At 68.1% G+C, this 22876-nt stretch carries 19 protein-coding genes; 9 read left to right on the top strand and 10 right to left on the bottom strand.

The window, feature by feature from the left end; genetic code table 11:
- Positions 1-139: 139 nt before the first annotated feature.
- Positions 140-643 carry an integrase core domain-containing protein gene (locus AB0J87_RS60695; RefSeq protein WP_363984605.1) on the bottom strand — a complete coding sequence of 168 codons (504 nt, stop codon included), beginning with the start codon at positions 641-643 and terminating at the stop codon, positions 140-142.
- A 281-nt stretch (positions 644-924) separates the two neighbouring features.
- Here AB0J87_RS60695 and AB0J87_RS60700 point away from each other — a divergent pair, with 281 nt between their 5' ends.
- Entirely contained in the window at positions 925-1677 is a 753-nt protein-coding gene (locus AB0J87_RS60700) for a carbohydrate-binding protein (RefSeq protein ID WP_363984607.1), read from the top strand.
- 625 nt (positions 1678-2302) lie between these two features.
- Here AB0J87_RS60700 and AB0J87_RS60705 read toward each other — a convergent pair.
- The 3 genes from AB0J87_RS60705 to AB0J87_RS60715 form a co-directional block, all read right to left on the bottom strand.
- Positions 2303-4684, bottom strand: a complete 2382-nt coding sequence (locus AB0J87_RS60705) for a family 43 glycosylhydrolase (protein ID WP_363984609.1) — start codon at positions 4682-4684, stop codon at positions 2303-2305.
- Positions 4685-4746: 62 nt separating this feature from the next.
- A complete protein-coding gene (locus AB0J87_RS60710; RefSeq protein WP_363984611.1) occupies positions 4747-7455 on the bottom strand; it encodes a family 43 glycosylhydrolase in 2709 nt (902 codons plus the stop codon).
- A gap of 439 nt (positions 7456-7894) precedes the next feature.
- On the bottom strand, positions 7895-8050 hold the full coding sequence (locus tag AB0J87_RS60715; RefSeq protein ID WP_363984613.1) for a hypothetical protein: 156 nt from the start codon (positions 8048-8050) through the stop codon (positions 7895-7897).
- A 1279-nt stretch (positions 8051-9329) separates the two neighbouring features.
- Between AB0J87_RS60715 and AB0J87_RS60720 the strand changes: the two genes are divergently transcribed.
- The 4 genes from AB0J87_RS60720 (at position 9330) to AB0J87_RS60735 (ending at position 13253) form a co-directional block, all read left to right on the top strand.
- A complete protein-coding gene (locus AB0J87_RS60720; protein WP_363984615.1) occupies positions 9330-10340 on the top strand; it encodes a substrate-binding domain-containing protein in 1011 nt (336 codons plus the stop codon).
- A gap of 156 nt (positions 10341-10496) precedes the next feature.
- Positions 10497-11630: a Gfo/Idh/MocA family oxidoreductase gene (locus tag AB0J87_RS60725; RefSeq protein ID WP_363984617.1), complete on the top strand. Its 1134-nt coding sequence runs from the start codon at positions 10497-10499 to the stop codon at positions 11628-11630.
- Complete coding sequence (locus AB0J87_RS60730; RefSeq protein WP_363984619.1) at positions 11623-12531, top strand: PmoA family protein; 909 nt, start codon at positions 11623-11625, stop codon at positions 12529-12531. The genes AB0J87_RS60725 and AB0J87_RS60730 overlap by 8 nt, the downstream gene beginning before the upstream one ends.
- The gene (locus AB0J87_RS60735; protein ID WP_363984621.1) at positions 12528-13253 is read left to right on the top strand and encodes a cupin domain-containing protein; all 726 of its coding nucleotides are present in this window, start codon (positions 12528-12530) and stop codon (positions 13251-13253) included. Before AB0J87_RS60730 ends, AB0J87_RS60735 begins: the two co-directional genes overlap by 4 nt.
- 63 nt (positions 13254-13316) lie before the next feature.
- Here the strand turns inward: AB0J87_RS60735 and AB0J87_RS60740 are convergent, their stop codons facing one another.
- Together AB0J87_RS60740 and AB0J87_RS60745 are read right to left on the bottom strand one after the other, a co-directional pair.
- Entirely contained in the window at positions 13317-14603 is a 1287-nt protein-coding gene (locus AB0J87_RS60740; protein WP_363984623.1) for a glycoside hydrolase, read from the bottom strand.
- Between the two features lie 73 nt (positions 14604-14676).
- A complete protein-coding gene (locus AB0J87_RS60745) occupies positions 14677-15642 on the bottom strand; it encodes a LacI family DNA-binding transcriptional regulator (protein ID WP_363984657.1) in 966 nt (321 codons plus the stop codon).
- 268 nt (positions 15643-15910) lie between these two features.
- On the opposite strand from AB0J87_RS60745, the gene AB0J87_RS60750 reads away from it, so the two are divergent.
- From AB0J87_RS60750 to AB0J87_RS60760, 3 genes are all read left to right on the top strand, one after another.
- Positions 15911-17326 (top strand): glycoside hydrolase, encoded by a 1416-nt coding sequence (locus tag AB0J87_RS60750; RefSeq protein ID WP_363984625.1) that lies wholly within the window; start codon positions 15911-15913, stop codon positions 17324-17326.
- A 309-nt stretch (positions 17327-17635) separates the two neighbouring features.
- Complete coding sequence (locus AB0J87_RS60755) at positions 17636-18562, top strand: redoxin domain-containing protein (protein ID WP_363984627.1); 927 nt, start codon at positions 17636-17638, stop codon at positions 18560-18562.
- A 108-nt stretch (positions 18563-18670) separates the two neighbouring features.
- Positions 18671-19462 carry a maleylpyruvate isomerase family mycothiol-dependent enzyme gene (locus AB0J87_RS60760; protein WP_363984629.1) on the top strand — a complete coding sequence of 264 codons (792 nt, stop codon included), beginning with the start codon at positions 18671-18673 and terminating at the stop codon, positions 19460-19462.
- A 296-nt stretch (positions 19463-19758) separates the two neighbouring features.
- On the opposite strand, the gene AB0J87_RS60765 is transcribed toward AB0J87_RS60760, so the two are convergent.
- Entirely contained in the window at positions 19759-20118 is a 360-nt protein-coding gene (locus AB0J87_RS60765) for an AbfB domain-containing protein (RefSeq protein ID WP_363984659.1), read from the bottom strand.
- On the bottom strand, positions 20040-20267 hold the full coding sequence (locus AB0J87_RS60770) for an arabinofuranosidase catalytic domain-containing protein (protein WP_363984631.1): 228 nt from the start codon (positions 20265-20267) through the stop codon (positions 20040-20042). The genes AB0J87_RS60765 and AB0J87_RS60770 overlap by 79 nt, the downstream gene beginning before the upstream one ends.
- Positions 20268-20335: 68 nt before the next feature.
- On the opposite strand from AB0J87_RS60770, the gene AB0J87_RS60775 reads away from it, so the two are divergent.
- On the top strand, positions 20336-21334 hold the full coding sequence (locus AB0J87_RS60775; protein ID WP_363984633.1) for a LacI family DNA-binding transcriptional regulator: 999 nt from the start codon (positions 20336-20338) through the stop codon (positions 21332-21334).
- Between the two features lie 336 nt (positions 21335-21670).
- Here the strand turns inward: AB0J87_RS60775 and AB0J87_RS60780 are convergent, their stop codons facing one another.
- Positions 21671-22099 (bottom strand): hypothetical protein, encoded by a 429-nt coding sequence (locus AB0J87_RS60780; RefSeq protein WP_363984635.1) that lies wholly within the window; start codon positions 22097-22099, stop codon positions 21671-21673.
- Positions 22100-22207: 108 nt separating this feature from the next.
- Positions 22208-22789, bottom strand: a complete 582-nt coding sequence (locus tag AB0J87_RS60785) for a hypothetical protein (RefSeq protein ID WP_363984637.1) — start codon at positions 22787-22789, stop codon at positions 22208-22210.
- Positions 22790-22876: the final 87 nt, after the last annotated feature.

Here is a 22876-nt window from a genome sequence, read left to right on the forward strand (position 1 = left end):
TCCGGCGCGGGTCTCAGGGGCCGGAACCCTGGGATAGAGCTGCTTGTCACCAGTGCGGTGGCCGGTTGCCTGTCGCCGGTGCCGCGAGCGGACTGCTGGACGCGGGTGCCGGCGTGTGGGTGCCAAGAACTCGGCCGCCCTATGCGGCCTGCGCGTATTCGTGGATCAGGCCGCCGAGGCGGTCACGCCGGATGACCTCGATATGGTCCTCGGCCGGGTCGGGAAGGGCTCGCAGCGGGGCGGCCTGGCCCAGGGAGCGATGTGGGCGATGCTCATTGAAGTAGGTCTCGTAGGCAGCCAGCACGCGCCGTAAATGGCGGGCGTTGACGATGAGGATCCGATCGAGGAGTTCTCGGCGCAGGCCACCGATCCAGCGTTCGGCAAACACGTCGGCCCGCGGAGCCCGAGGTGGCGACTTGAGGATGCGGATGCCTGCGGCCGTGAAGACTTCGTCGAACATCGTGGTATCCCGATCGCGGATGAGGAACCTGAACCCCTCCGCCCTGTCCCCCAGCTCGATCATCAGGTTCCTGGCCTGCTGTGCAACCCACGGCCCGGTCGGATGCCCGGTGACGCCGAGGACGTGCACCCGGCGGGTACTGATCTCCATGACGACCAGGCAATACAGGCGTTTGAACAGCATGGTGACGCCAAGATCCCCTCAGCTTGAGCACACAGGAACTCACCCCAGGTTGGTCCCGCGCGTCGCGGCGCTGGGTCAACGCCGGCCTTGCTCAAGATCATCCACACAGTGGAAGCCCCCACCCGGTAGCCCAGGGCGGCGAGTTCCCCGGCGATCCGCCGGTAACTCCACAGCGGATTCTCCCGAGCCAGACGAAGTACCAAGGTCCAGATGGTGGCACGGGTGGGAGACCGACCCTGGCTACGACGCTTGAACGTCCAGCGCCGCCGAACCGAATCCGCGTGAACGTGGGCTTCATCGAGAACGGCGACTACATCAAGGTCAAGGGTGTCGCCTTCGGCAACGGAGCCTCCTCCTTCACCGCCCGCGTGGCCTCGGGCACCAGCGGCGGCCGGATCGAACTGCGGCTCGGCAGCGTCACCGGCACCCTCGTGGGCACCTGCGCCGTCACCGGCACCGGCGGCTGGCAGACCTGGACCTCGGTCACCTGCCCGGTGTCCGGCGCGACCGGCACCCGTGACCTCTACCTCCGGTTCGCCGGCGACAGCGGCTACCTGCTCAACCTCAACTGGTGGCAGGTCACGCCGAGCGGCAACGGCGGCGGGAACCTGCTGACCAACGGCACCATGGACAAGGGCACCACGGGCTGGACCGCCTCCGGCGGCACCCTGTCCACCGACGTCGCGCACGCAGGCAGCCGTTCCCTGCTCAACTCCGGGCGTACCGCAGCCTGGAACGGCCCCAACCAGAACGTGACCGCACAGCTCACCAACGGCAAGAGCTACACCACGAGCGTCTGGGTGCGGTCGCAGAGCGGAACCCCCAGCGCGAAGGCGACCCTCGCCGTCACAGCCAACGACACAACGAGCTACCACCAGTTGACCTCGGCGCAAACGGCCGACACGAACAGCTGGGCCCAGCTCACCGGCACAACGACTGTCTCCTGGACCGGAACGCTGACCAACGCCTCCTTCCACGTCGAGACGGCCACCGGCACCGACGGCCTCTACATCGACGACGCCTCTTTCCAATGACCTGCCAAAGAGCAGCTGCGCCACGCCACATCGCCGATCTCTGTTCGCCGCATCGCGGCGGCGGCACTTCTCGTCCTCTCCCCCTCTCCGGTGCGGGCGAGATCTTCCTGCCCGCCCTGAACGTGCCCGCCGTGCCCGCGGTGCGCCACCGGCATCCCGACCCCGGCGTACGCGTCGTGCAGCCGGCCTGGAACGAACCGCGCGCCGCCCTGCTCGAGCACCGGGGTGGACGTGGCAGTGACCTGGAACGCCTACTGGCGGATCGACCCGCGGCCAGACGGCAACCCCGCGCCCGACGGGCCGCTCGTCGAAGCTCCTGAGGAGAAGTTCGAACTCATCGCCGACGGGCAGGCCGTGGCCGTCGTCTCGGCCGGACTGCGCGCCGAGAACCTCCACCTCGACGTTACCAACGTCCTCTGGACGGCATGGAGCCGAGCCAGGTCGTCCTTGCCACGCGAGCAGGCGATGACGACCGCCGTCTCGCGCCCTTCCTCAAGGCCGCCCAAGCCCACCTCACGTGCAGTCAGCCGCTGTCAGCCTTCCGCAAAGCCTGTGCTGGGCGAGGATTCGGTGCGGCTGGGCGCCCAGTCAGCCAAGAGGCGGCCCGGCAGGCCGGGCCGCCTCTTCACCAGCGGCAGCTGCGGGCGGCGTACGGCGCGACCAGCGACGCCGACACCGGCTTGCCATGCACTCGCGCGGTCGCCGTCACGGTCACTTCGCCGGCCGGCACGCTCCCCGCACGGGTCGGGAACGAGCGGGACTTCTGCTTGCCGGCCGGGATCGTCCCGATCGGCCTCGTCCCGTACGCCGACTCCGCCGACGCCCGAACGTGGGCCTTTTCGTTGTTCGTGACACGTACCGTCAGCAGCACCTTGCGTCCGACGCATCGGGTGTCCGCCGCGGCGGACACCTTCAGCGGCGGCTCAGCGGTCGCGAAGGCCCAGGAGTCGATCTCGAAGAGGTCGGCGCCGTCGGGCCCGGCGTAGGTGAAGTACACATCGTGCACTCCGGAGACGCCGTCGAGCTCAGCGCTCACCGCCGTCCACTCTCCGGCGGGTGCGTCGACGGGAATGGTCGCGGCCACGGGCGCGTCGCGGGCGTCCAGACGGAGCTGGATCTTTCCACCTGCTGCGAGTGGGAGCACCTTCGCGGTCAGGCGGGCAGCGCCGTGCTCACCGAAGTCGACCGATGCGAGCGAGGTCCAGTCGCCGTTGTCGATGTCGTGCAGCACGAGGTTCGGCGCCGTCGCGCCGAACTCCGCCGAGGTGCCGTCGATCTTCTTCGTCGCGATGCCCTGCTGCCAAGCGATCGTCTCGGCCTCGATCACCCGGTACGGGTTGAGCTTACGCAACTGGTCGACGCCGTCGTAGGTGCCGATGACCTCCTTGATCGTCCCGTCATCGTTGAAGGCGAGTTTGGCGAGGTGCGGGCTGCGGAAGCCCTGGGTGGCGCCGCCCGTGATACGGCGGTTGAGCGTCTGGGCGTGATAGGTGAAGTAGTAGTCGCCGCCGAGCTTGAACACCGACTGGTGGTTGTTGCCGCCCACGCCGAAGTAGGTGCCGGGATTGCGGAAGATCACCCCCGCGTACTTCTCTGGCGTCCAGGGCCCCATGGGGCTGTCGGCCATGAGGTACGCGATAGCCCCGGTCGGAGGCCCGTTCGGGTCCACCGGTCCCGAGAAGCCGAAGTTCGAGGAGTACGAGTAGTAGTACTTGCCCGCGCGTTTGAACACGTGACCCGCCTCGAACACCAGCGGTGCGTCGATGACCTCCGCCGAGCCGGACGTGCTGATCATGTCATCACCGAGCTTGATCACCCGAGTGGACTTGGGGTGGTTCGTGTTCTCGTAGCTGCCCGACTTGTCATCGCCACCGCCGCCGAAGTAGAGGTAGCCCTTGCCGTCGTCGTCGATGAACACACCCGGGTCGAAGAGCCAGTTCCGGCCGTTCGACGCACCCGGTGTCGCGCTCGTGATCAGCAGGCTGCCGCGCTCGTCGCGCCACGGGCCGAGCGGCGAGTCACCGACGAGGACGCCCGTGGCGCCGCCACTGTTGGCGAAGTAGAGGAAGAACTTCTCCTTACCGTCGATGACCTTGCTCTCCACGGCGGGGGCCCACGACTGGGTGGCGTAGCGGGCGATCCCGTTCGGGCCGGCGACCGGGATCTCGCCGTGGTCCACCCAGTTGACGAGGTCGTCGGAGGAGATGACGGTGATCGTGTTGATGCCGCCGTAGGTGTTCGTCGGGGAGGTCCCGTCAGGGCCGGGCCTGTACATCTGCGTGTCGTTGGTCATGTAGAGGTACACGCGGCCGTCGTGGACGAAGGCGTTGCCGTCCGCCCCGAACTTGTGGGAAATGAGCGGGTTGCCCTCGCCGGGGTTCTTGCCCAGTACCTCGATGGTCGTCGATGGCACGAACTCCTGGAGCGTCACGTCATCGACTTTGAAGTCCATGAGGTCCGTGTCCGGAGCCGGCGCCGACGTCCACGGCGTCTCCACGAAGATCCTCGCGGTGGTGACGTTCTGCGCCGCGGGGATCGTGAAGGTGCCCTGAATGAGCCCCCATTGCCCGCGCGGTGTCGTCACCGTGCCGAGGTTCGTGTTGGTCGAACCGCCATAGTGCATGGTGACGAAGAACTGCTTGGTCGCTGGACTGCTGGGGTTCTCGTATTTCACCCGTGCCGTGACCGCGTAGGTCTTTCCGGCTTGCACCTTGCCGGAAAGGTCTTGCATCGGGCCGGAGCCGGTCGTCTTCCGGCCGGTGACCAGCACGGCGCCCGAGCCGGAGTGGGCGTCGGTCGTGGGTGACAGCGTGGCACCGCCGGAGGCGTTGCCGTTATTGGCGAACCAGCCGACGAGGCCGTCCTCGAATCCACCGTTCGCGATGAGGTTGGAGGCGGCGGCTTGGACCGGGGCAGCCGAGACGACGAACCCGGCGGCCAGCATGGCGCCGGCGGCCCCGATCGCGACGGCCCGTCGCCGGATCAACCGTCGTAAGCGCTGTTCCACGTGGTCTTCCTCCCTGATCTCTGATGTGCTGTTGGGAAGTTGTGACGTGACCCGGTCGGGCCTCAAGAAGCGGCCGGCTTGCCGGCCGGAATCGTCCCGATCGGCCTCGTCCCGTACGCCGACTCCGCCGACGCCGACACATGCACCTTCTCGTTGTTCGTCACCTGCACCGTCACCATCACCGTGCCACCCGCACACCAGGTCTCCGCCACCGCGGACACATCCGGCGACGGAGTGGCTGCCTTCAACGTGCCGAGCCGGGCCAGCTGGTAGCTGAGCGCCCGCTCCGGCGCGTCGATCTGGTTCTGCGTGCCGAACTTCCCGGCTCGCGCCTTCTTCGCCTTGGCGAGCGCGGCTCGCATCGCGGCCCAGGCGTCCTTCGGGTAGTCGCGTTTGTCGAGCGTCCTGGCGTACGCGATGGCCCCGTCGAGGTCGCTCGTGTCGAGCGGCAGGTTCTGCGCGGTCAGGGTGTCGCTGAGCAGATAGTGGTCGAAGTCGACGTGCCCTCCCTTTTCTTGAGTGGCGTAGTTGAACAGGCCGACGCGGTGTCCCATGAAGTGGGCGAGGCTGCCGTCCAGGGTTTGCGGGCCCACGCGGTCCCCGAGTTGGGTCCACGTCCGCCCGTCGAGGCTGTAGTAGAAGGTCGTCCACAACTGCCCGGCCGGCGAGGCGAAGTCGAGATCCGCCTTCACGTGCACCTTGGTCGCCTTGCCCAGCGGCACCGTGGTGCCGGGCAGGAAGCTTTCGAGCGTGGCCTGGTCGAGGTCGACCGCGAACGGCTGCACGCGGTTGACGACGCCCAGCGTGTTGACGCCGCCCGCGCGCCTGACCGCCACGTACGAGAAGCCGCGGTTGTAGGCGGCCAGGCCGGCGACGTCACCGTTCTTCATGCCGGAGATGTCCATCTTGGTTTCAGCTGACTGCCGCGGTCCGAACGTACGCTGCGACAGCGTGTTCCGCGCCTCCTCGAACCAGGCCAGCTCGGCCCGGTTGGAGAGCTTCGTGTAAACGTATTTACCGGTGACGACTTTGCCGTTCGTCAGCCGCAGCCATCCGTCGCGGTCGGTGAGCGACCAGTACCGGTTGTCGGGAGCATGGTTCCACTGCCACACCATGTCCAGTCGCGACCCGTTGGACGCGATCTCTTCCTCGGCCGGGTACTCGGCCGTCACCGGCTGCCCGACGATCGAGACGTCGTCGATCAGATACTCCACGCCCGACGAGGGCGGTTGTGGATTGGCCCACGGTGTCTCCACCGCGAAGGTGAAGGTGTCCAGGTTCGCCGTCGCCGGCACGGTGTACTGTCCGGACACCGTCGTCCACTGCCCGGCGGGCACGTTTCCGGACGCCATCACCTGAACGCCCGCACCCCAGTCCGCGGCAAGGTTGAACCGGATGGTGTCCGGGCCCGACGCGTATTTGATCTTCGCTGACACGGTGTAGGTCACACCGTGCTGCATCTTCCCGTTGAGCGCCTGGTTCGGGCCGGAGCCGTTGAGGGTGCGATCGCTCACCTTGAGAGCCGCCGCCCCGGAAGCGGCATCGGCTGTGTCCCGGCTGAGCGTCGCGCCGTACCGTGCACCCCATGGCGCGACCGCCGCGGACTCGAACCCCGGCTTGTCCAGCAGTTCGACGCCGATGAGCGTCTCGTCGTAATCGGGCGGGCGCGGAATCGTCCACTCCTCGTCCATGTACGCCTTGTGCGGCGCGTCGTTGATGAAGTCGTCCGAGGCGACGATGCTCTTCTGGCGTTCGAACGCCTCCCGCTCCGGGCCGAGCTTGATCGGCTTGTCGAACACGTCGTCCACCTTCACGACTCCGTGGTCGCCGAAGGTCGGCCATCCGTCCTGCCAGGTGGCGGGGATGAGAGCCGGGATGCGGCCGATCGGGAACGTGTCCCGGAAGAACATGCCGTACCAGTCGGTCCCGCCGCCCTCGCGCGAGATGGGTACGAGGCTGCCCTGGGCGAAGCCGTTCGAGTTGAGCACCCCGCGGGCCTCATAGGTGTTGACGCCGCCCGCCGAGGTGTAACGGCCGAGCAGCTCCTTGGAGCGAAGCATGACGACTTGGCGCCCCTGCCCGGACGGCCAGGTGATGATGACCGCGTAATAGTAGCCGTCGATGTGGTAGAACTGGGCGCCCTCGAACAGACCCCCGATGAACGGTTTCCCGGCGTAGTCGCTCGCGCGGAAGATGTTCGGGTAGTCCTGTTCGATGGCCGTCAGGTCGGTGTTGAGGCGCACAGCGCTCGTGCCACCGGAGCCGTAGAAGATGTACGGGGTGCCGTCGAGGTCGAAGAAGAGCGACGGGTCGTGCAGGCCACGGCCGAGGGCCGTGCGCTCCCAGGCGCCGTTCTCGATGTCGTCGGTCCGGTAGACGTATGCGCCGCCGAGGTTGTTGGTGTTGAAGACGACGTAGAACATGCCGTCGTGGTAGCGCAGGGACGACGCCCACTGGCCCTGACCGTACGACGTCTGTCCGTTGCGCAGCGAGAAGGAGTCTCCGATGCTCGCCCGGTCGAAGACGTAGTTGACGATCTCCCAGTTCACCAGGTCGTAGGACTTCATGATCGGCGCACCGGGACTCAGGTGCATCGTCGTACTGATCATGTAGTAGGCGTCCCGGCCCTCGCCGTTCTCGGCGGCCGGAACGCGCTCCACGCTGATGTCCGGCACGTCGGAGCGCAACAGCGGCACGGAGTACGTGCCGTCGCCTTTGTCGGTCGAGGTGTACGAGGGTTGTGGCGACCACTCGACGGCGGCGTTCGCCACGCCTCCCGAAGAAACGAGAACGGCTCCGACGAACACGGCTACCGCTCCCCCCGACACCAAGGAACGGCGCAGGCCGGATAAACGAGCGCTGGCGGATACAGGCATGGTGATGCTCCGAACGCGAGGGCGATGCGAGGGAACCGACGGGTGTTAGCGTTAACAATCCGAGCCGTGCCAGGGCCCGGTACGTGCGCGAAGGCATAGTTCACGTGCGTCATTCCTTCTTTGAGCGCGGCGGACAGCAGCCAGATGCTGATCGTGTTCCGCCCTGCGTTCCAGCAGACGAGTGAAAGGGTGAGCAGCAGCGGGACGAACCCTCAGATCGCGAAAATGAGGAAGGCCGACGCGTGGTGGGCGTACGAGGACAGCCGCTCGGCCAGGCTCTGCCGCACCCGCCACTCCACGCCGCGACCGGGGCGGGCTGAGCATCGCGGTCACGTCACTTGCCGATTGCGGTCTTGATGCCGGCCAGAGCCGCGTCCCGCGCCTTGGCCGAAACTCCCTTGCCTTGCTCGACGTTGGTGATCGCGTTCAGGAACGCCTGGCCGATGGCCGAGTTGCCCGGGCCGACGAGGAACGGTTCGAGCCCGAGCAAGGAGTCGGCGCAGGCCTTCCTCGTCCTCGCCCTGGATGAGCACCAGGCCGGGCACCTTGCCGCCGACCGGCGTCATGGTCAGCGCCTGCACCCTCTCGACCGAGGACGCCACTTCGGCGAGCTTCACCTGCGCTCCCGGATCGGCCTTCTGGTCGTCCTCGACGGGCCCCCTCTGGTTGATGCCGAGCGACCAGAACTGGAACGATTTGCCCTCCTCCACAGGCGGCGGCACGGAGAAGTGGCCGCAGCGAGCATGACCGGTGTGGCGTTACGGAAGTTCACAGGTGGTCTCTTCCAGAGAACTCAGAGCGAGAGGCGACCATGGTGCGGTAGGCGGGCTTCTTGCAAACATTTCTCGTCGTACGTCAGCGCGGCGCCCTTGCCGGAAGATGGCAGGGTCAGAAAGTTGCGAAGTAAGTCTCGATCGTTAATGCCGGACCATACGTGCGACTCACGAAACTCGTCAAGAACCTGCCCGCAAATCTGCCGAAACGAAAGGGCTAGCAGCCGAAATCTTCTGGCCGGGTTCCCGCCCGGACCGGCCGTTGGCCCGTCCGGCAACTGACGCCTCTTCGCCCCGGCCGCTGATCGTCGCACAGCTCGCCGAGCCGCCCGGGCCTCCATGGCGATCGCATCACTCTCGTCATGGCCGACGCCTCCGACGGTCCGGAACTCATAGGCTGGGACGACTTCCTCGTCAAGGCCGGCTTGGCCCAGGCCGAACGCCTGCCGCGGCTGTCCGACCCGCCGACACCGACAGGCAGGCCATGGGCCTCTGTCGGTCGGGCCCGGTCAAGCCGGCGCAGGGCGAGTCCTTGGCCCAGCGCCGAGGGGAACTAGGCGCCGACCTGATCATCCGAGAGAGCGACGCTCAGGGCGACCGGTTGCGAAACTTACTGCGCATTAACCGAAAATAGCGAGCCTCGAGTTCCTTGACAGGCTGCATTCGTGCACCCTAGCGTGACGCCCATCACGGCCATGAGGATAACTCGGTTATGTTAACGCTAACAGTCGTGGTTCGCAGAGGTCCGCCTGGTTTCGACGCAGGAAGCGAAAGGACTGTCCATGCTGTCGCACGGCTCCTGGCCGGGGGAAGGGCAGGGGCTGCTCCTCGTCGTCCTGCCGCCGGCCTCGAGGTGAGGCCCGGATCACGGTAGGAGACCCCACTCATGAAGCGATTCGCCCTGCTCAAGAGCTGGTGCATGACGCTCGCCGCAGCCGGCGCCGGATTCCACCGAGCTGGGCCTGCTCAGCTGAGGCCAGATCGCGCCGGCCGGTCATGGCCGATGTGGCCAGGTTCGCGTGCGTGTCGCACCAGACCGTCTGGCGCGTGCTCAATGGCCACCGCCGAGTCCGAGAGGAGACACGGGCCCGTGTCCTGCAAGCTATCAACGCTCTCGGCTATCGCCGCAACATGACCGCCCGGATGTTGATCACCGGGCGCTCACGCAGGCTCGGCGTCGTCAGTTTCGGCTCCACACTGCTCCGCCCTGCCAGCGCCGTCTACGGCATCGAGCGAGCCGCCCGGGACGCGGGCTGTTTCGTCAGCATCGTGAGCCTCCGCACCATTGACCGCGCCGGCGTCGACGAGGCCATCGGCTACCTGGCCGAGCGGGAAGTGGATGGTGTCATCCTGGTCGCGCCGCAGCGCTTGGCGGCGCAGGCCCTCGCCGACCTGCTCACCGGCCTGCCCGCGGTGGCCGTCGGGGGCTGGCACGAAGGCGACGTATCCGTGGTCACCGTGGACCAGGTGGAAGGTGCCCGGCAGGCGACGGCTCACCTGCTCGATCTCGGCCACGAAACCGTCTGGCACATCAGCGGGCCAGACGGCTGGCTGGAAGCCGAAGGACGGAGCGAAGGCTGGCGAGCCGCGTTGTCGGCCGCCGGGCGAGCGATCCCCGAAGCGCTGGCAGGCGACTGGACCCCCAGATCCGGGTACCTGGCCGGCAAGATCCTGGCCGGCCGCGTCTCCGACGTCACCGCGGTCTTCGCGGCCAACGACCAGATGGCGCTTGGCCTGCTGCGGGCGTTCTCAGAGGCCGGCGTAAAGGTGCCCGAACAGGTGAGCGTGGTGGGCTTCGACGACATTCCCGAATCGGCGTTCTTCGCCCCTTCTTTGACCACAGTCCGGCAGGACTTCTGCGAGGTCGGCAGGCTCAGCATCAATGTGCTGCTCGAGCAGGTCGAATCGGCCGAGCCGTTGGGTCGTGCGCGCCTGGTCGTGGCTCCTCGCCTCATCTGCCGGGGCAGCACGGCAAGGGCGAGAGGCCGCTCCACCTTCATTCGTTGACACTTTCCGCATCACCCCTGACCGGTGCCGGCCTGGAGAGCCACGTCACATTCTCCGGGGGCGGACGCAGCCGGGGTTGACCCGAATGGCGATCGAAAATAGGTTAACCAGGCAAAAGTGATCGATCACTCTTTGGGTCGTCCAAAGGAGTTCCACATGCCTGCGTCTTCGTCCCCGGTTCGTGTTGCCCTCGTCGGCGCCGGGGGCATCGCGAAAGCCTGTCATCTGCCCGCCCTGGCCGCGGCCGGCGACGCGGTACGGGTCGTCGCCGTGTGCGACGTCGACTCCGCCCGCGCGAACGAGCTGGCCGACGCCTACGACATCCCGGGCCGCCACACCGATCTGACCGAGATGCTGGCGACGGCGAGCCCCGATCTCGTGGTCGTCGCAACGCCGCCGGTCGCGCATCGCGAGGCGGTGACAGCCGCGCTCGACGCCGGCGCGTGGGTCTGGTGCGAGAAGCCGCCGACGCTGTCGCTGGCCGAGTACGACGAGATCACCGCCCACGAGAAGGACGGCGGCCCGTACGCCAGTTACGTCTTCCAGCACCGCTTCGGCAGCGCGGCCCAGCGGCTGCGCCAGCACATCGGCGACGGCGAGCTGGGTTCGCCGCTCGTCGCCGTGTGCAACACGCTGTGGTACCGCGGCCACGACTACTTCGAGGTGCCGTGGCGTGGCAAGTGGGAGACCGAGGGCGGCGGCCCGACCATGGGCCATGGCATCCACCAGATGGATCTCCTGCTCAGCCTGCTCGGTGACTGGCACGAGGTGCACGCCGTGGCGGCGACGCTCGGCCGCCGGGTCGAGACCGAGGACGTGTCGTTCGCGATCGTCCGGTTCGCCTCCGGCGCCGTCGGCTCGATCGTGAACAGCGTGCTGTCCCCCCGCGAGACGAGCTACCTGCGCTTCGACTTCAGCGACGCCACCGTCGAGGTCGAGCACCTCTACGGCTACGACAACTCCCACTGGCGCTGGACGCCCGCCCCGCACGTCACCGACCAGGACAGAATCGCCGGCTGGGCACCGGCCGAGAACACCGGCAGCTCCCACCGCGCCCAGCTCGCCACCCTGCTGACCGCCATGTCAGCCGGGGAGCGGCCCCCGGCCAGCGGCGCCGACGGCAGGCGCGTCATGGAGCTGATCACGGCCATGTACCAGTCGGCCATCACGGGGCGGCCCGTCACCCGGGCCGAGCTCGACGAGACGAACCCCTTCTACCACTCGCTCAACGGCGGCGACCTGCCGACCGCTCTCAGCCGCCTCCAGCACCAGGAGTCCGACCATGCCTGAACCCAGCCTCAGCGTCCGCGACGAGGACAGCTCCCTGATCGTCACCGCCGGCGACGTGGACATCGCGCAATACGTCTACCACCCGGACGCGCCCGACGCCGAATCGCCCAAGCCTTACATTCACCCGATCCGCAGCCTGTCCGGCGCGCCCATGTCGGTCTACCGGCCGCACGACCACCGCTGGCACAAGGGCCTGCAGATGACCTGGGCCCACCTGTCCGGGCAGAACTTCTGGGGCGGCCCGACGTTCTCGGTGGAGCGGAACTACCACTGGCGCGACAACCTCGGCCACATGAACCACATCGACTTCGCCGAGCTCTCCTCCGACGGAGAGCGGGTGACGGTCGCGGAGAGCCTGCACTGGGTCTCGGCGCAGGGCGAGCAGTGGATCACCGAACAGCGCCGCCAGGTCTTCCACGGCGTGGACGCCGAGCGCGGCATCTGGGCGCTGGACTTCACCACGCAGCTGCTCAACGTCCGCGGCGCCACTCTCGAGTTCGGCAGCCCCACCACGCACGGCCGCCCGCTGGCCGGGTACGCGGGCTTCTTCTGGCGCGGCCCCCGGTCCTGGACCGGAGGCACGATCATCGCCGCCGGCGGGAAGGGCGGCGAGGAGATGATGGGCGCCGAGGCCCCGTGGCTGGCCATGGTCGGGCAGCACGACGAGATCGACGGCGGCGGCACCGTGCTGGCCATCGCCGGCCACTCCAGCGCGCCGGTGCCGATCAAGTGGTTCGTCCGCAGGGAGGCGTTCGCCGTGATCAGCCCCTCCCCCTCCTTCGACGAGGAGATCGCGCTGGCCGACGGCGACACCCTCGAACTGACGCACCGCTACGTCTTCATCGACCACATGTGCGACCGGGCAGAGCTGGACGAGCTCGGCGCGGAGTTCGCCCTATGACTCCGCTGTTCCCCGGCGGCACCTCGATCAGCGACCTGGCGGTCTACGACTGGGAGTGCGCCGACGGCGTGCACGGCGGCACCCCGCACCTGCACACCGTCTCGACCGAGGCGTACGTCGTGACCGCGGGCCGCGGGGAGGTGCACACCCTCAGCGCTGCGGGCTTCGCCCGGGACCGGCTCGAAGCGGGCACGGTGTTGTGGTTCTCGCCGGGAACGATCCACCGCCTGGTCAACGAGGAGGATCTGCGGCTGGTCGTGATCATGCAGAACGCGGGGCTGCCCGAGGCCGGCGACGCCGTCCTCACCTTCCCCTCCGACGTCCTGCGCGACCGTGACGCCTACCTCGCCGCGGCCACGCTGCCGGCGCAGGGGTCCGAGGACGAGCGGGCGGAGGCCGCGCGGGCCCGGCGGGACCTGGCGATCGACGGGTTCCGGCAGCTCCTGGAGGACGTCGAGGAGCGTGGCGGGCAGGCGCTGGCGGACTTCCATCGGCTCGCGGCGGCGATCGTCCGGCCTCGGGCCGAGTCCTGGAAGGAGCTGTGGGACGAGACCGTCGCGGCCGAGACCGAGCGCACCCGCGAGCAGCTCGCGGCCATCGCGGACGGCGATCCCGCCCACCTCGGGCAGGCCACCGTGGTCAGGACCACGCCCAGGCCCGGTCCTCGCGCCTTCGGTATGTGCGGGCGGCTGCGTACCTGGACGCCGCTGCCCGCGTCCTGATCCGGCAGCAGGGCCGAGCCGAACTGCCAGGTCGCGCCGCATCGCGCGCCCGGCAGCTCGGGCTCAGCGCAGGACGACCGTCGTCAGGGCGCGTGACGGGAACGTCACCGCCCCGTCCGAGACGGGAAGGGAGTCGAGCGAGGCGGTCGCGTCGGTCAGGTAGACCTCGGCCGTCTCGCTCACGCCCGCCCAGGTGACGGGGGCCAGGCCGGTGTTGAGCACCTCGACGACGCGGGAACCGTCGGGGTTGCGGAACGCGCATACCCTCAGCGAGGGCGCCGCGGCCCTGGCCCCGATCCTGACCGCGCCCGGCCTGATGAACCTGCTGAACGCGGCCACCGCCCACAGCCGCTTCGAGACGCGGTACACCCCTTCCGCCTCGTCGATTCGCAGCAGTGCCCTGGTGCTCCCCTTCGAAGCCCCCAGCCAGTACAGGTAGGCCGAGACGTTGCCGAGAGTGAGCGCGTCGTGCACGGCCGAGGCGATCGTGTAGCCATCGGAGCCGCTGCCGTCGTACCAGTTCTCGTTCCAGGTGGTGCCGTTCGGGTTCCACTCCGACATCCACGTGCGCCGGTTCGTCGGCAGCGGACCGTCCACGGGGGTGGCATAGCCGTGTCCGGTGTAGACCTGCACCCAGCGGCGAGCCTCGGGGTCGGCCTCGATGGCGGTCGTGTACGCCATGGCCTCGGTCCAGCCGACCGACTCGCAGCACACCACCCGCATGCCCGAGGCGACGGGGCCGAGCACCTTGACGAACTGGGTGGCCTCCTGCGGGGTGAAGCGCATGGAGGCGTGCTTGGCGGTCCAGTCGGGCTCGTTCGCGAAGCCCAGGTCGGTGATCAGGACGCCTTCTCGCTGGTAGAACCTCGTGTACTGCACCAGGTAGTCGGCATAGGCACGCTGCCATTCGGGCTTCAGCCTGCCGCCGTTCTTCTCCTCGCCGTTGTCCTTCATGTAGCCGGGCGCGCTCCAGGGAACCGCGAAGAAGCGCTCGACGCCGTACTCCTGGGCGGCCTTGGCCATCCAGACCTGGCTGTTGTCGTCGCCGTCCCAGACGTACCTGGGTGGGGCGTCCGGGCCGCCGGGGTCTTCCGGCTGGATCGACACCATGTCGTCGTACGGACTGCCGGCCGGCGCCGAGCCGATGCCCAGGCGCAGGATGGTGAGCCCGGCCCCCTTCTCCCGGCTGAACCACAAGTCGAGGATCTCGCGCTGCTTGTCCCGCGGCAGAGCCCTGATCAATTCATTGCGCCGGAAGGCCGTGGAGACGCCGAACCCGTCGATCGTCTGATGCCGGACCTCATCGTCGATCATGATCGCCGGCGGATCGGCCGGCCATGGTTCGTTCATCGCCAGAGCTCTCGGCTGAAAGGACTCATGGCGCCATAGAGTTAGCACATCGGTGCTGCCCGGCTCAATACTCTCAGGCGGGCGGTGGCGGGCCGACCGTCTCACGAACAATGACCCGGTTGATCGACCGTACAGGAGGCTCCGGCGCCGGCTCGCCGCGTACCTTCGCGATGAGCCTGGCCATGGCCTCCCGCCCCTGCACCTCCCTGTCCACGGCCACCGTGGACAGCGCGGGAGTGGCGAAGCGTCCCAGCTCCTCGTCGTCCCAGCCGAACACGCTGACCTCGCCGGGAACCCCCCAGCCGCGCGAGAGCGCTCCCCGTACGGCACCCATGGCCACGTGGTCGTTCACGGCGACAATGGCCGTCACGCCGCACCCGTCCGGCAGCGCGCGTACGGCGTCGTAGCCGGATTGAGGGCTCCAGTCACCGAGGGCCACACCGTACGAGGTGAGCCCGAGGCGCTCGATCGTCTGCTCGTAGACCAGCTTGCGATTACGGGCCGACGGCCAGCTCTGCGCGCCCGCGATGTGGAAGAAGACCCGGTGACCGAGCGAGGCGAGACATTCGACGATCTCCTGGACCGGGGAGGCGTCCGCCAGTTCGTTGACCCCGCGCAGCATGTCGTCGTAGTCGCCCGTGACGACGATGGGCACCGGCGCGGCAGCGGGGTCGATCTCCAGAGGTGTCAGCGACAAAATGCCCTCGACCTGCCCCGACCCGGCCAGCTCCAAGATCCGCTCCGCCCTGGCGCGCGGATCGCCCTCGACGCTGACGACCTCCAACTGGAAGCCCTCGTCGTGCGCGGCGGAGGAGGCGGCGCGGAGCACGCGCGCCGGCCACAGGTAGGTGGAGGCGGGCAGGGTGATCGCCAACCGGTTCGTACGCCGGGTGCGCATGGAACGCGCGACCAGGTTCGGCCGGTAGTTGAACTCCTGAACGACCAGATCGATCTTCGCGCGGGTGGCCGGTTTCAAGCTCTCGTTGTGGCGGAAATACCGAGAAACCGTCTGATGCGAAACACCCGCACGCCGGGCCACCTCATGGATCGTGAGGCGCGGCGTCTCAGCCTCGTCCAAGGGACCCCTCTCCTCGCGCTGCGCTTCACAGCCTAACCGGTCCCCGCCAACAAGCCATTGACGCAGAAGTGATCGATCACTAATCTACAGCAGCGAGCAAAGTGATCGATCACTTCTATGCGGCGCCATGATCGCTCCCTCCTTGGCCGAACACTGCGACGCCACCCGTTGTCACTTGTCACTCCTCTCGACTTCGACCACCCCCCGGACAGATCTAAGGAGAAGCAGGGTGCTTCGATCCCTCGCATTCGTGGCGGCTCTCACGCCCGCCATCACCCTGGCCGGGCCGGCTGCCGGCGCCGGCGCGGCCCCTCAACCGGATATCGACATCCAGCGAACCCAGACGCATCAGACCATCGACGGATTCGGCTACTCCACCGCGTTCCAGCGCGCGACTCTCGTGCACAACCTGCCGGCGGACAAGCAGAAAGAGGTGCTCGACCTCCTTCTGGATCGCCGCAAGGGCGCCGCGCCCAGCATCCTGCGCCTCGGCATCGGCTCCTCGGCCACGAACGTCTACGACTCCATGCTGTCCATCCAGCCGGCGGATCCGGGCGGCCCGGACGCCCCGCCGAAGTACACCTGGGACGGCTGGGACAGCGGGCAGGTGTGGTTCTCCAAGGAGGCCCAGCGGCGCGGGGTCAAGCGGTTCTACGCCGACGCCTGGAGCGCCCCCGGCTACATGAAGACCAACGGGACCGACGTCAACGGCGGCAACCTGTGCGGCCTGCAGGGCACGACCTGTGCCAGTGGCGACTGGCGCGCGGCCTACGCCCGCTACCTCGTGCAGTACGCGAAGTTCTACCAGCAGGAAGGCATCAAGATCTCCGACATCGCCTTCCTGAACGAACCGGACTGGACCACCGAATACGCCTCGATGCGCTTCACGCCGGCTCAGGCGGCCGAGTTCGTCAAGGTCTTCGGCCCCTACGCCGACCAGGCCGGCCTCAACGTGGTCTGCTGCGAGTCGATCGGCTGGAAGAGCTCCGAGGCGTACGCCCAGGCCATCGAGAACGACCCCGAGGCACGCGAACACCTGGACGTCATGTCCGGCCACGGCTACGCCAGCGGAGCCGACTTCCCGCTGCCCACGTCCAAGCGCACCTGGATGTCGGAGTGGGCTCCGTCAAGCGTCGCGGACGGCTGGAACGAAGCCTGGGACAGCGGCAAGGTCACCGACGGCATCAACATCGCCGAACGCATCCACAACACCCTCGCCCTCTCCGGCAGCACCGGATTCGTCTACTGGCTCGGCGGCTCGCGCGGCAAGACCGCCGCGCTGATCCAGATCGACGACGCCAACGGCACTTACCGCGTCTCATCCAGGCTCTACGCCTTCGCCGCCTACAGCCGCTTCATCCGGCCGGACGCCGTACGCCTCGGTGTGAACAGCACCGGCGACGGGCTCAAGGTCTCCGCGTACCGCAACACCGACGGCACCGAAGTGGTCGAGATCCTCAACACCTCCCACGAGTCCGTGACCACCACCGTCGACCTGAAGCGCCCCGCTGCCTACCTGACCGACTCCACTCACAACCTGGAACGGAACCAGGCTCTCGTCTCCAAGCGCGGGCCCAACACTTCGGTCACTCTCGCACCGAGGTCGCTCACCACGCTGGTCAGCAGCCACCCGCAACACGACTGAGCCGCCCGGCTTCCCCCATCCACACCGATCGAGCGCCCGGAGGCGAGCACCGGACGGCCCGATGGTCGCACGAGGGAGTGGACGGTGTACGAAACGAGAAGGTGTGTCGTTCATGTCGCCGCGGGCCGGGGTCGGCCCGGCCGCCCGCGCCCATGTCGATGGTGCCCTCGTCCACGTGGCGGGAGCGGCCGGTGCTGAGCGCGGCATGGGCGAACAGGTACAGCTCGGTCAGGGTGAAGGTGCCCTTGGGCAGGGCCGGCAGTCTCTCCCCTGGCGCGACGCTCTGCCAGTAGCGAGGTTCGGGGCCGCGTGACGTCTTTGGACAAGGCGCCCGCCAGCGTGCAGGGCTGGTTCGTGGCGGAGAAGTCCGCCGACCAGGCACCAGGACTGCGGGCCGTGCTCTCGCCCGATGTGGTGATGGACTTCGGCGGACGCAAGATCCACGGCATCGACGCCGTCGTCGCCACGGTCACCTTCGCGATGCCCGCCGGTTGGCTCGGCGAGATCGACTTGAGCGTGCTGCCCGGAGGCGCGGATGGGCGGGTGACAGTTCGTGCCACCGGCCCCGGTGGAGCGCAGATGCGGGTGTTCGTCCCGGGCGCTCCGTCGCAGACGATGGATGCCATGGACTTCACGTTCACTTTGGACGACGGGCTGATCGTCGGTGTCGCCGGGCAAGCGCACCAGCCCGAACCCCCCGGCCTGCCCCAGCCACTACGGCCGGGCGACACCGCACCCGGTTTCGTTCTACCGGACGTGAAGGGCGTCGAAGTCCCGCTGCGTCAGGAGAGAGCAAAGGCCACGGTCGTGGTCTTCATCAGCAACCACTGCCCGTTCTCCCGGGCCTGGCACGACCGAGTGCAGCAGGCCGGGCGGGACTACGCGCCACGCGGCGTACGCTTCCTGCACATCAACTCCAACGATCCCTCCCAAGGCCCCGATGACGGCGTCGAGCACTCCCGCAAGCGGGTCGCGGAGGGCCGGTTCGCCGGGCCGTACCTGGTCGATGAAGGCCAAACGGTGGCACGTCGCTGGGGTGCCCGGCGCACGCCAGAGGTGTTCGTCCTCGACGAATCCGGCATCGTCGCCTACCATGGCGCGCCTGACGCGGATGCGATCGACGAGTCGCTGAACGCCGCCTGGCTGCGCGGCGCCCTCGACCACGTCCTCACCGGTATCTCCCCCGGCCTCGCCGATACACAGCCCGTCGGCTGCTCGATCAAGTGGACGCTGTGATGACGACCGCGCACGCAGTCGCGATCAGCGCTGCCATGATCGACCTCATGATCCCAAGACGCATGGACGAACCCTGATCCCTGCAGGCAATCAACCTCTGGAGAAGAAATGAGAAACGCCGACACGGTCATCGCAGCACTACGTACCGGACACGACACCCTCGCCGGACTGGTGTCCGAGCTCAGCGACGGCGACCTGGCCCGATCGTCGGGCGCGGCCGACTGGGACATCTCACAGGTGCTCAGCCACCTGGGCAGCGGCGCCGAAATCCACCAAGCCGTCCTCCAGGCTGCCCTCGACGGCCGGCCCAACCCCGGCCATGACTTCAACCAGGCCGTCTGGGACAGGTGGAACGCCATGACCCGGCGGGAGCGTGCCGACGCCTTTCTCCAGACGAACCAAACCCTGACCGGCTTCTACGAGTCGCTGGATGCCGACACCCGCGAGAAACTCCGCATCGAATTGGGCTTCCTGCCCGCACCGGTCGACGTGGCAACCGCGGCACGAATGCGCCTCAGTGAGTTCGCCCTGCACTCGTGGGACGTCCGCGTCGGCTTCGACGAGCACGCCACGCTGGCCCCGGACGCCAGCGCGGCCCTCCTGCACGGGGAGCCTGACCTGCTCGCCTGGATCGGCAAAGCAGACAAGCTGGACGGCCGAAGTGCAGTCCTCCAGGTCACGACGACTGAGCCCGCCTCCGTCTTCGCACTGCGCCTGCAGGCGCCGATCAGCGTGGACTTCGACGTGCCCGAGCAGCCCGACGGCACGATCACCCTACCCGCCGAGGCATGGCTTCGGCTTGTCGCAGGCCGCCTCGCCCCCAAGCGCACCCCCAGCAAAGTGACCACGACCGGCGCCGCCGACCTCGACCTGCTCCGCAGCGTCTTCCCAGGCTACTGATGCTCCTGGACGGTGCTCCGCCGGGACGCGTCCCTGGCGATCCGCCGCGCTGCTGAAGAACGTCGGATGCGCCAGCTCGCTGCCCACCCGTCAGGTAACTACCCCGTCGGGGACCGCCCGCTCCTGTTGACCGGCGGTCCCGCGGGTGTAATGGCCCGGCCAAGGGCTGGAACCGTCGCCGGCCTCAACCGCGATCCGAGCCGCGGCTGGTGGATCAACGGAAACGGCGGAGAGCCGCCCCGTGGAACAGTGACGGCTCGCCGGAATCCATGCCCAGGGCTGGTCGACGACCCAGCTCACGTCGTCGGCCCAAGAGGTGGAGCCGTCGAAGTTGTGGGAGCCGCCGTTGCTGGCGATGTGCCCTGACCGCTCTTGCCGGTCTGCGGGCAGAAGGTGACGTCCGCGGCGAACAGCGTGCTTCCGTCATTGTGTTGCCGGTGCAACTGGTAGTTCCGGTGCCGCAGGTAGTCGCCAGGGTAGTTCTTCGACTCCAACGACACGCACGAGCTGTTGGCCAGGCCGCTGCGCACGATCCACGAGGCGTCGCCCTTGTCGGCGGACGAGCTGGACGAGGTGATCACCGACGTGATGACTTGGTCGTTCTGGTGGCGAACGTAGCGGTTGGTGCAGCAGGCCGTCGTCGCGCGCAGCGAGATCGACGAGCCGGGGGTGAGCGTTCCACCGGGGCCGGCCCGATGACGTCGTGTAGCCGGGCGACGATGTTGGCCTGGACCGCGTTCTCGGTGGCGTCAGACGGATAGCCGGAGGTCATCACGCCTTCGTAGAAGGTGCCGGCGGCCGCCATCAAGTAGGCTCTGAATCATGGGCGTTACCGGTCACATGCCAGCGGATGATCCTCCTCGTGGCCGATCCGTGAGCATCTGGGACATAGCGCGGGTGGCCGGCGTCTCTCAACAGACCGTCTCCCGTGTCATCAACGGCAAGGCCCGGGTCAGCGAGCCGACCCGGGCCAAGGTCCTGAAAGTCATCGACGATCTCGGCTATCGCCCCAACCGGCTTGCTCAGACGTTGGCCGGCGGCCCAGCACGCGCGGTGACCGTGCTGACCTCCGACACCGCCCTGTACGGCGCGGCCGCCACCTTGCGCGGCATGGAGGAGGCGGCCAGGGCGGCCGGTTTCTCGGTGGGAATCAGCGTGCTCGACGCGGCCTCCCAGCAGACGGACATCGCCCTGAGGCTCAATCGGCCAGGGGAGCCGGTCATGGTGATCGCCTTCGATGAGGTGGGAGTGAGCGCGCTCCGCGCGCTGCCGCCGGACGTCCCGGTGGCAGCCGCCGTCGCATACCGCTCCGACGACGACCCGGACGCCGACCCATGGCAGGTCTGGCTGGACGATCGGGCCGCCGCCGCGCACGCGACCCGCTACCTGCTGAGCCTGGGGCACCGAACCGTCCACTACCTGGCCATGCCCTCCTCCACCAGTCCGCTCGCCCAACGGACCAGAGGATGGCAGGACGCGCTGCGTGCTGCCGGACTCCCCGTTCCCGAGCCGCTGGAGGGCGGCTGGACCCCCCGCTCCGGCTATCTCTCAGTACGCTCTTTAGTGGCCGACCGCTCGGTGACCGCCGTCCTGTGCGGCAACGACGATCTCGCGCTGGGCGTCATGCGAGCAGCACGCGAAGCCGGGCGAGATATCCCCGGCGACCTGAGCGTGGTCGGCTTCGACGACTCCCCACCCGCGGCCTACCTCAACCCCTCACTCACCACCGTCCGGCTCGACTTCGAAGGACTCGGCCGAGCCTGCTTCGGTCTGCTGTATCGCAGGCTGGCGCCGGAGGCCGCGTCGGCCGTCCCCGAGTGGAGCGAGCCGGAACTCATCGTGCGGGAGAGCAGCGGCCCGGCACGGGCCTAATCTGCCTGATCTCCGTGTCTCTCCCCCATCTGGCACTGGCAGAGGAGTCAGGCATGCACACACGTTCGCCTTTCACCCACGCCGAACGCCTGTGCGTCCCGCATTGGTGACCCGGCTGACCTCTGAGCAGGCGGCATCCCGCTGCCCGCCCTCGACCTGTACGCACGCTGTCGCGATCAGACCACCGGCCAGATCCACCACGGCGCGGTCCCGCTCGGCCACGGCCCGTTCTCGGCGCCGCAACCATGCCAGTGCCCTGGTCCACCTGGAGCGGGAGAAATGCCGGCGGCATCCGAGGGACGCCCACGGCCCTCCCGTCATCGGCTCATCCCGGTGTCAGGACCAGGCGGTAGGCGCCGTCGGCGTTCTGGCTGCGATCGGGACGGTGACGCTCCCGTTGGTCACGGTGTACACGTTCGACCACACCCAGGTCGCTCCGGACGCATTCGTCGTGCGTCCCGACCCGGGCACCGACTCGCGGGACGCGGTGACCGACGAGCCCAGGCCGCCGATGCCGTCCACTCGGATCGAGTTGTTCCCGGTCTGACCGCCGAAGACCACGCTGAAAGTCCTGCCGCCCGCGTCGTACGCGGTGGGGGTGACCTTGACGATGTTGCCGGTCTGATCCCCGTACCACTTGTACATCCAGTACGACGCGGTGGGCTGCCCGTTGAGGGTGCCCCACTCGTACCAGAAGGCCCGCTCCGCGTCGCGCACGCCTTCGCGCTCGAACTGCGCCACGTAGTGGTTCGCGCTGCTGGGCACGTCGACCTCGGCGGGCTGCGCGTACTCATTGATCGAAATAGGACGTGGCGATATGCCGAGTTCTCTCTCCAGCGCCCGATAGGCCCGGACGTTGCCGGTGACCTGCTGTCATCCGCTCAGCTCATGCCAGGACACCACCTGAGGCACGGTGTTGGTCGCCTTTGCGTTGTTCAGGAACGACCGCATCCAGTTGACGTCCCACCGCGAATGGCTCGGCCCCATGATGGCCTGGTTCGGCTCGCTCTGCCGGATCCGCTGGTAGGTGCGGACCCACCCCTCGTTGAAGGAGACACCCGACGCCGAGGGCCAGGTCCAGTCCGGCTCGTTCCACGGCTCCCAGGCGTCGATGTTGCTGACACCCGCGGACTTGGCCGCGGCGATCATCTTGTCGATCCGGCTGTACCAGTCGTTCCAGTTCGTCCACCGGTACGGGAAGCCGTCGAAGCTGTCCGCCATGTCGACGGTGATCACGGCGCCGATGGCAGCGGCGTTCCTCCAGACGTTCAGCGTGTCGCCGACCGGAACCGGCGAGCCGTTGGGCCTGTGCTGGTGCAGCGGAGGCGGCTGACGGAGCTGGTGCAGCTTCAGCGGCTGCATGATCGACACCGGTGGGGTGTTCGCGTCGGACAGTCCGTACAGTGTTCCCGACCCGACCCGCGTGACCGGACGCACCACGGTGCCCGCGTCCACGACGAGAGCGCTCCGGCAGAACGGACAAGAGCCGGTCCCACGGCCGGGTAGCCATACCGCCGCGCGGTCGCCGCACTGCGGGAGCAC

Source organism: Nonomuraea sp. NPDC049625 (genome assembly GCF_040675285.1).
In the GTDB taxonomy this organism is placed as follows: Bacteria; Actinomycetota; Actinomycetes; order Streptosporangiales; family Streptosporangiaceae; genus Nonomuraea; species Nonomuraea angiospora_A.

What these genes read in the sequence shown, in the direction of transcription:
- AB0J87_RS60695 (WP_363984605.1), bottom strand. Translation starts at nt 643, where the DNA reads ATGCTGTTCAAACGCCTGTATTGCCTGGTCGTCATGGAGATCAGTACC.
- AB0J87_RS60720 (WP_363984615.1), top strand. Translation starts at nt 9,330, where the DNA reads ATGGCCGATGTGGCCAGGTTCGCGTGCGTGTCGCACCAGACCGTCTGG.
- AB0J87_RS60725 (WP_363984617.1), top strand. Translation starts at nt 10,497, where the DNA reads ATGCCTGCGTCTTCGTCCCCGGTTCGTGTTGCCCTCGTCGGCGCCGGG.
- AB0J87_RS60730 (WP_363984619.1), top strand. Translation starts at nt 11,623, where the DNA reads ATGCCTGAACCCAGCCTCAGCGTCCGCGACGAGGACAGCTCCCTGATC.
- AB0J87_RS60735 (WP_363984621.1), top strand. Translation starts at nt 12,528, where the DNA reads ATGACTCCGCTGTTCCCCGGCGGCACCTCGATCAGCGACCTGGCGGTC.
- AB0J87_RS60740 (WP_363984623.1), bottom strand. Translation starts at nt 14,603, where the DNA reads ATGAACGAACCATGGCCGGCCGATCCGCCGGCGATCATGATCGACGAT.
- AB0J87_RS60760 (WP_363984629.1), top strand. Translation starts at nt 18,671, where the DNA reads ATGAGAAACGCCGACACGGTCATCGCAGCACTACGTACCGGACACGAC.
- AB0J87_RS60770 (WP_363984631.1), bottom strand. Translation starts at nt 20,267, where the DNA reads ATGGCGGCCGCCGGCACCTTCTACGAAGGCGTGATGACCTCCGGCTAT.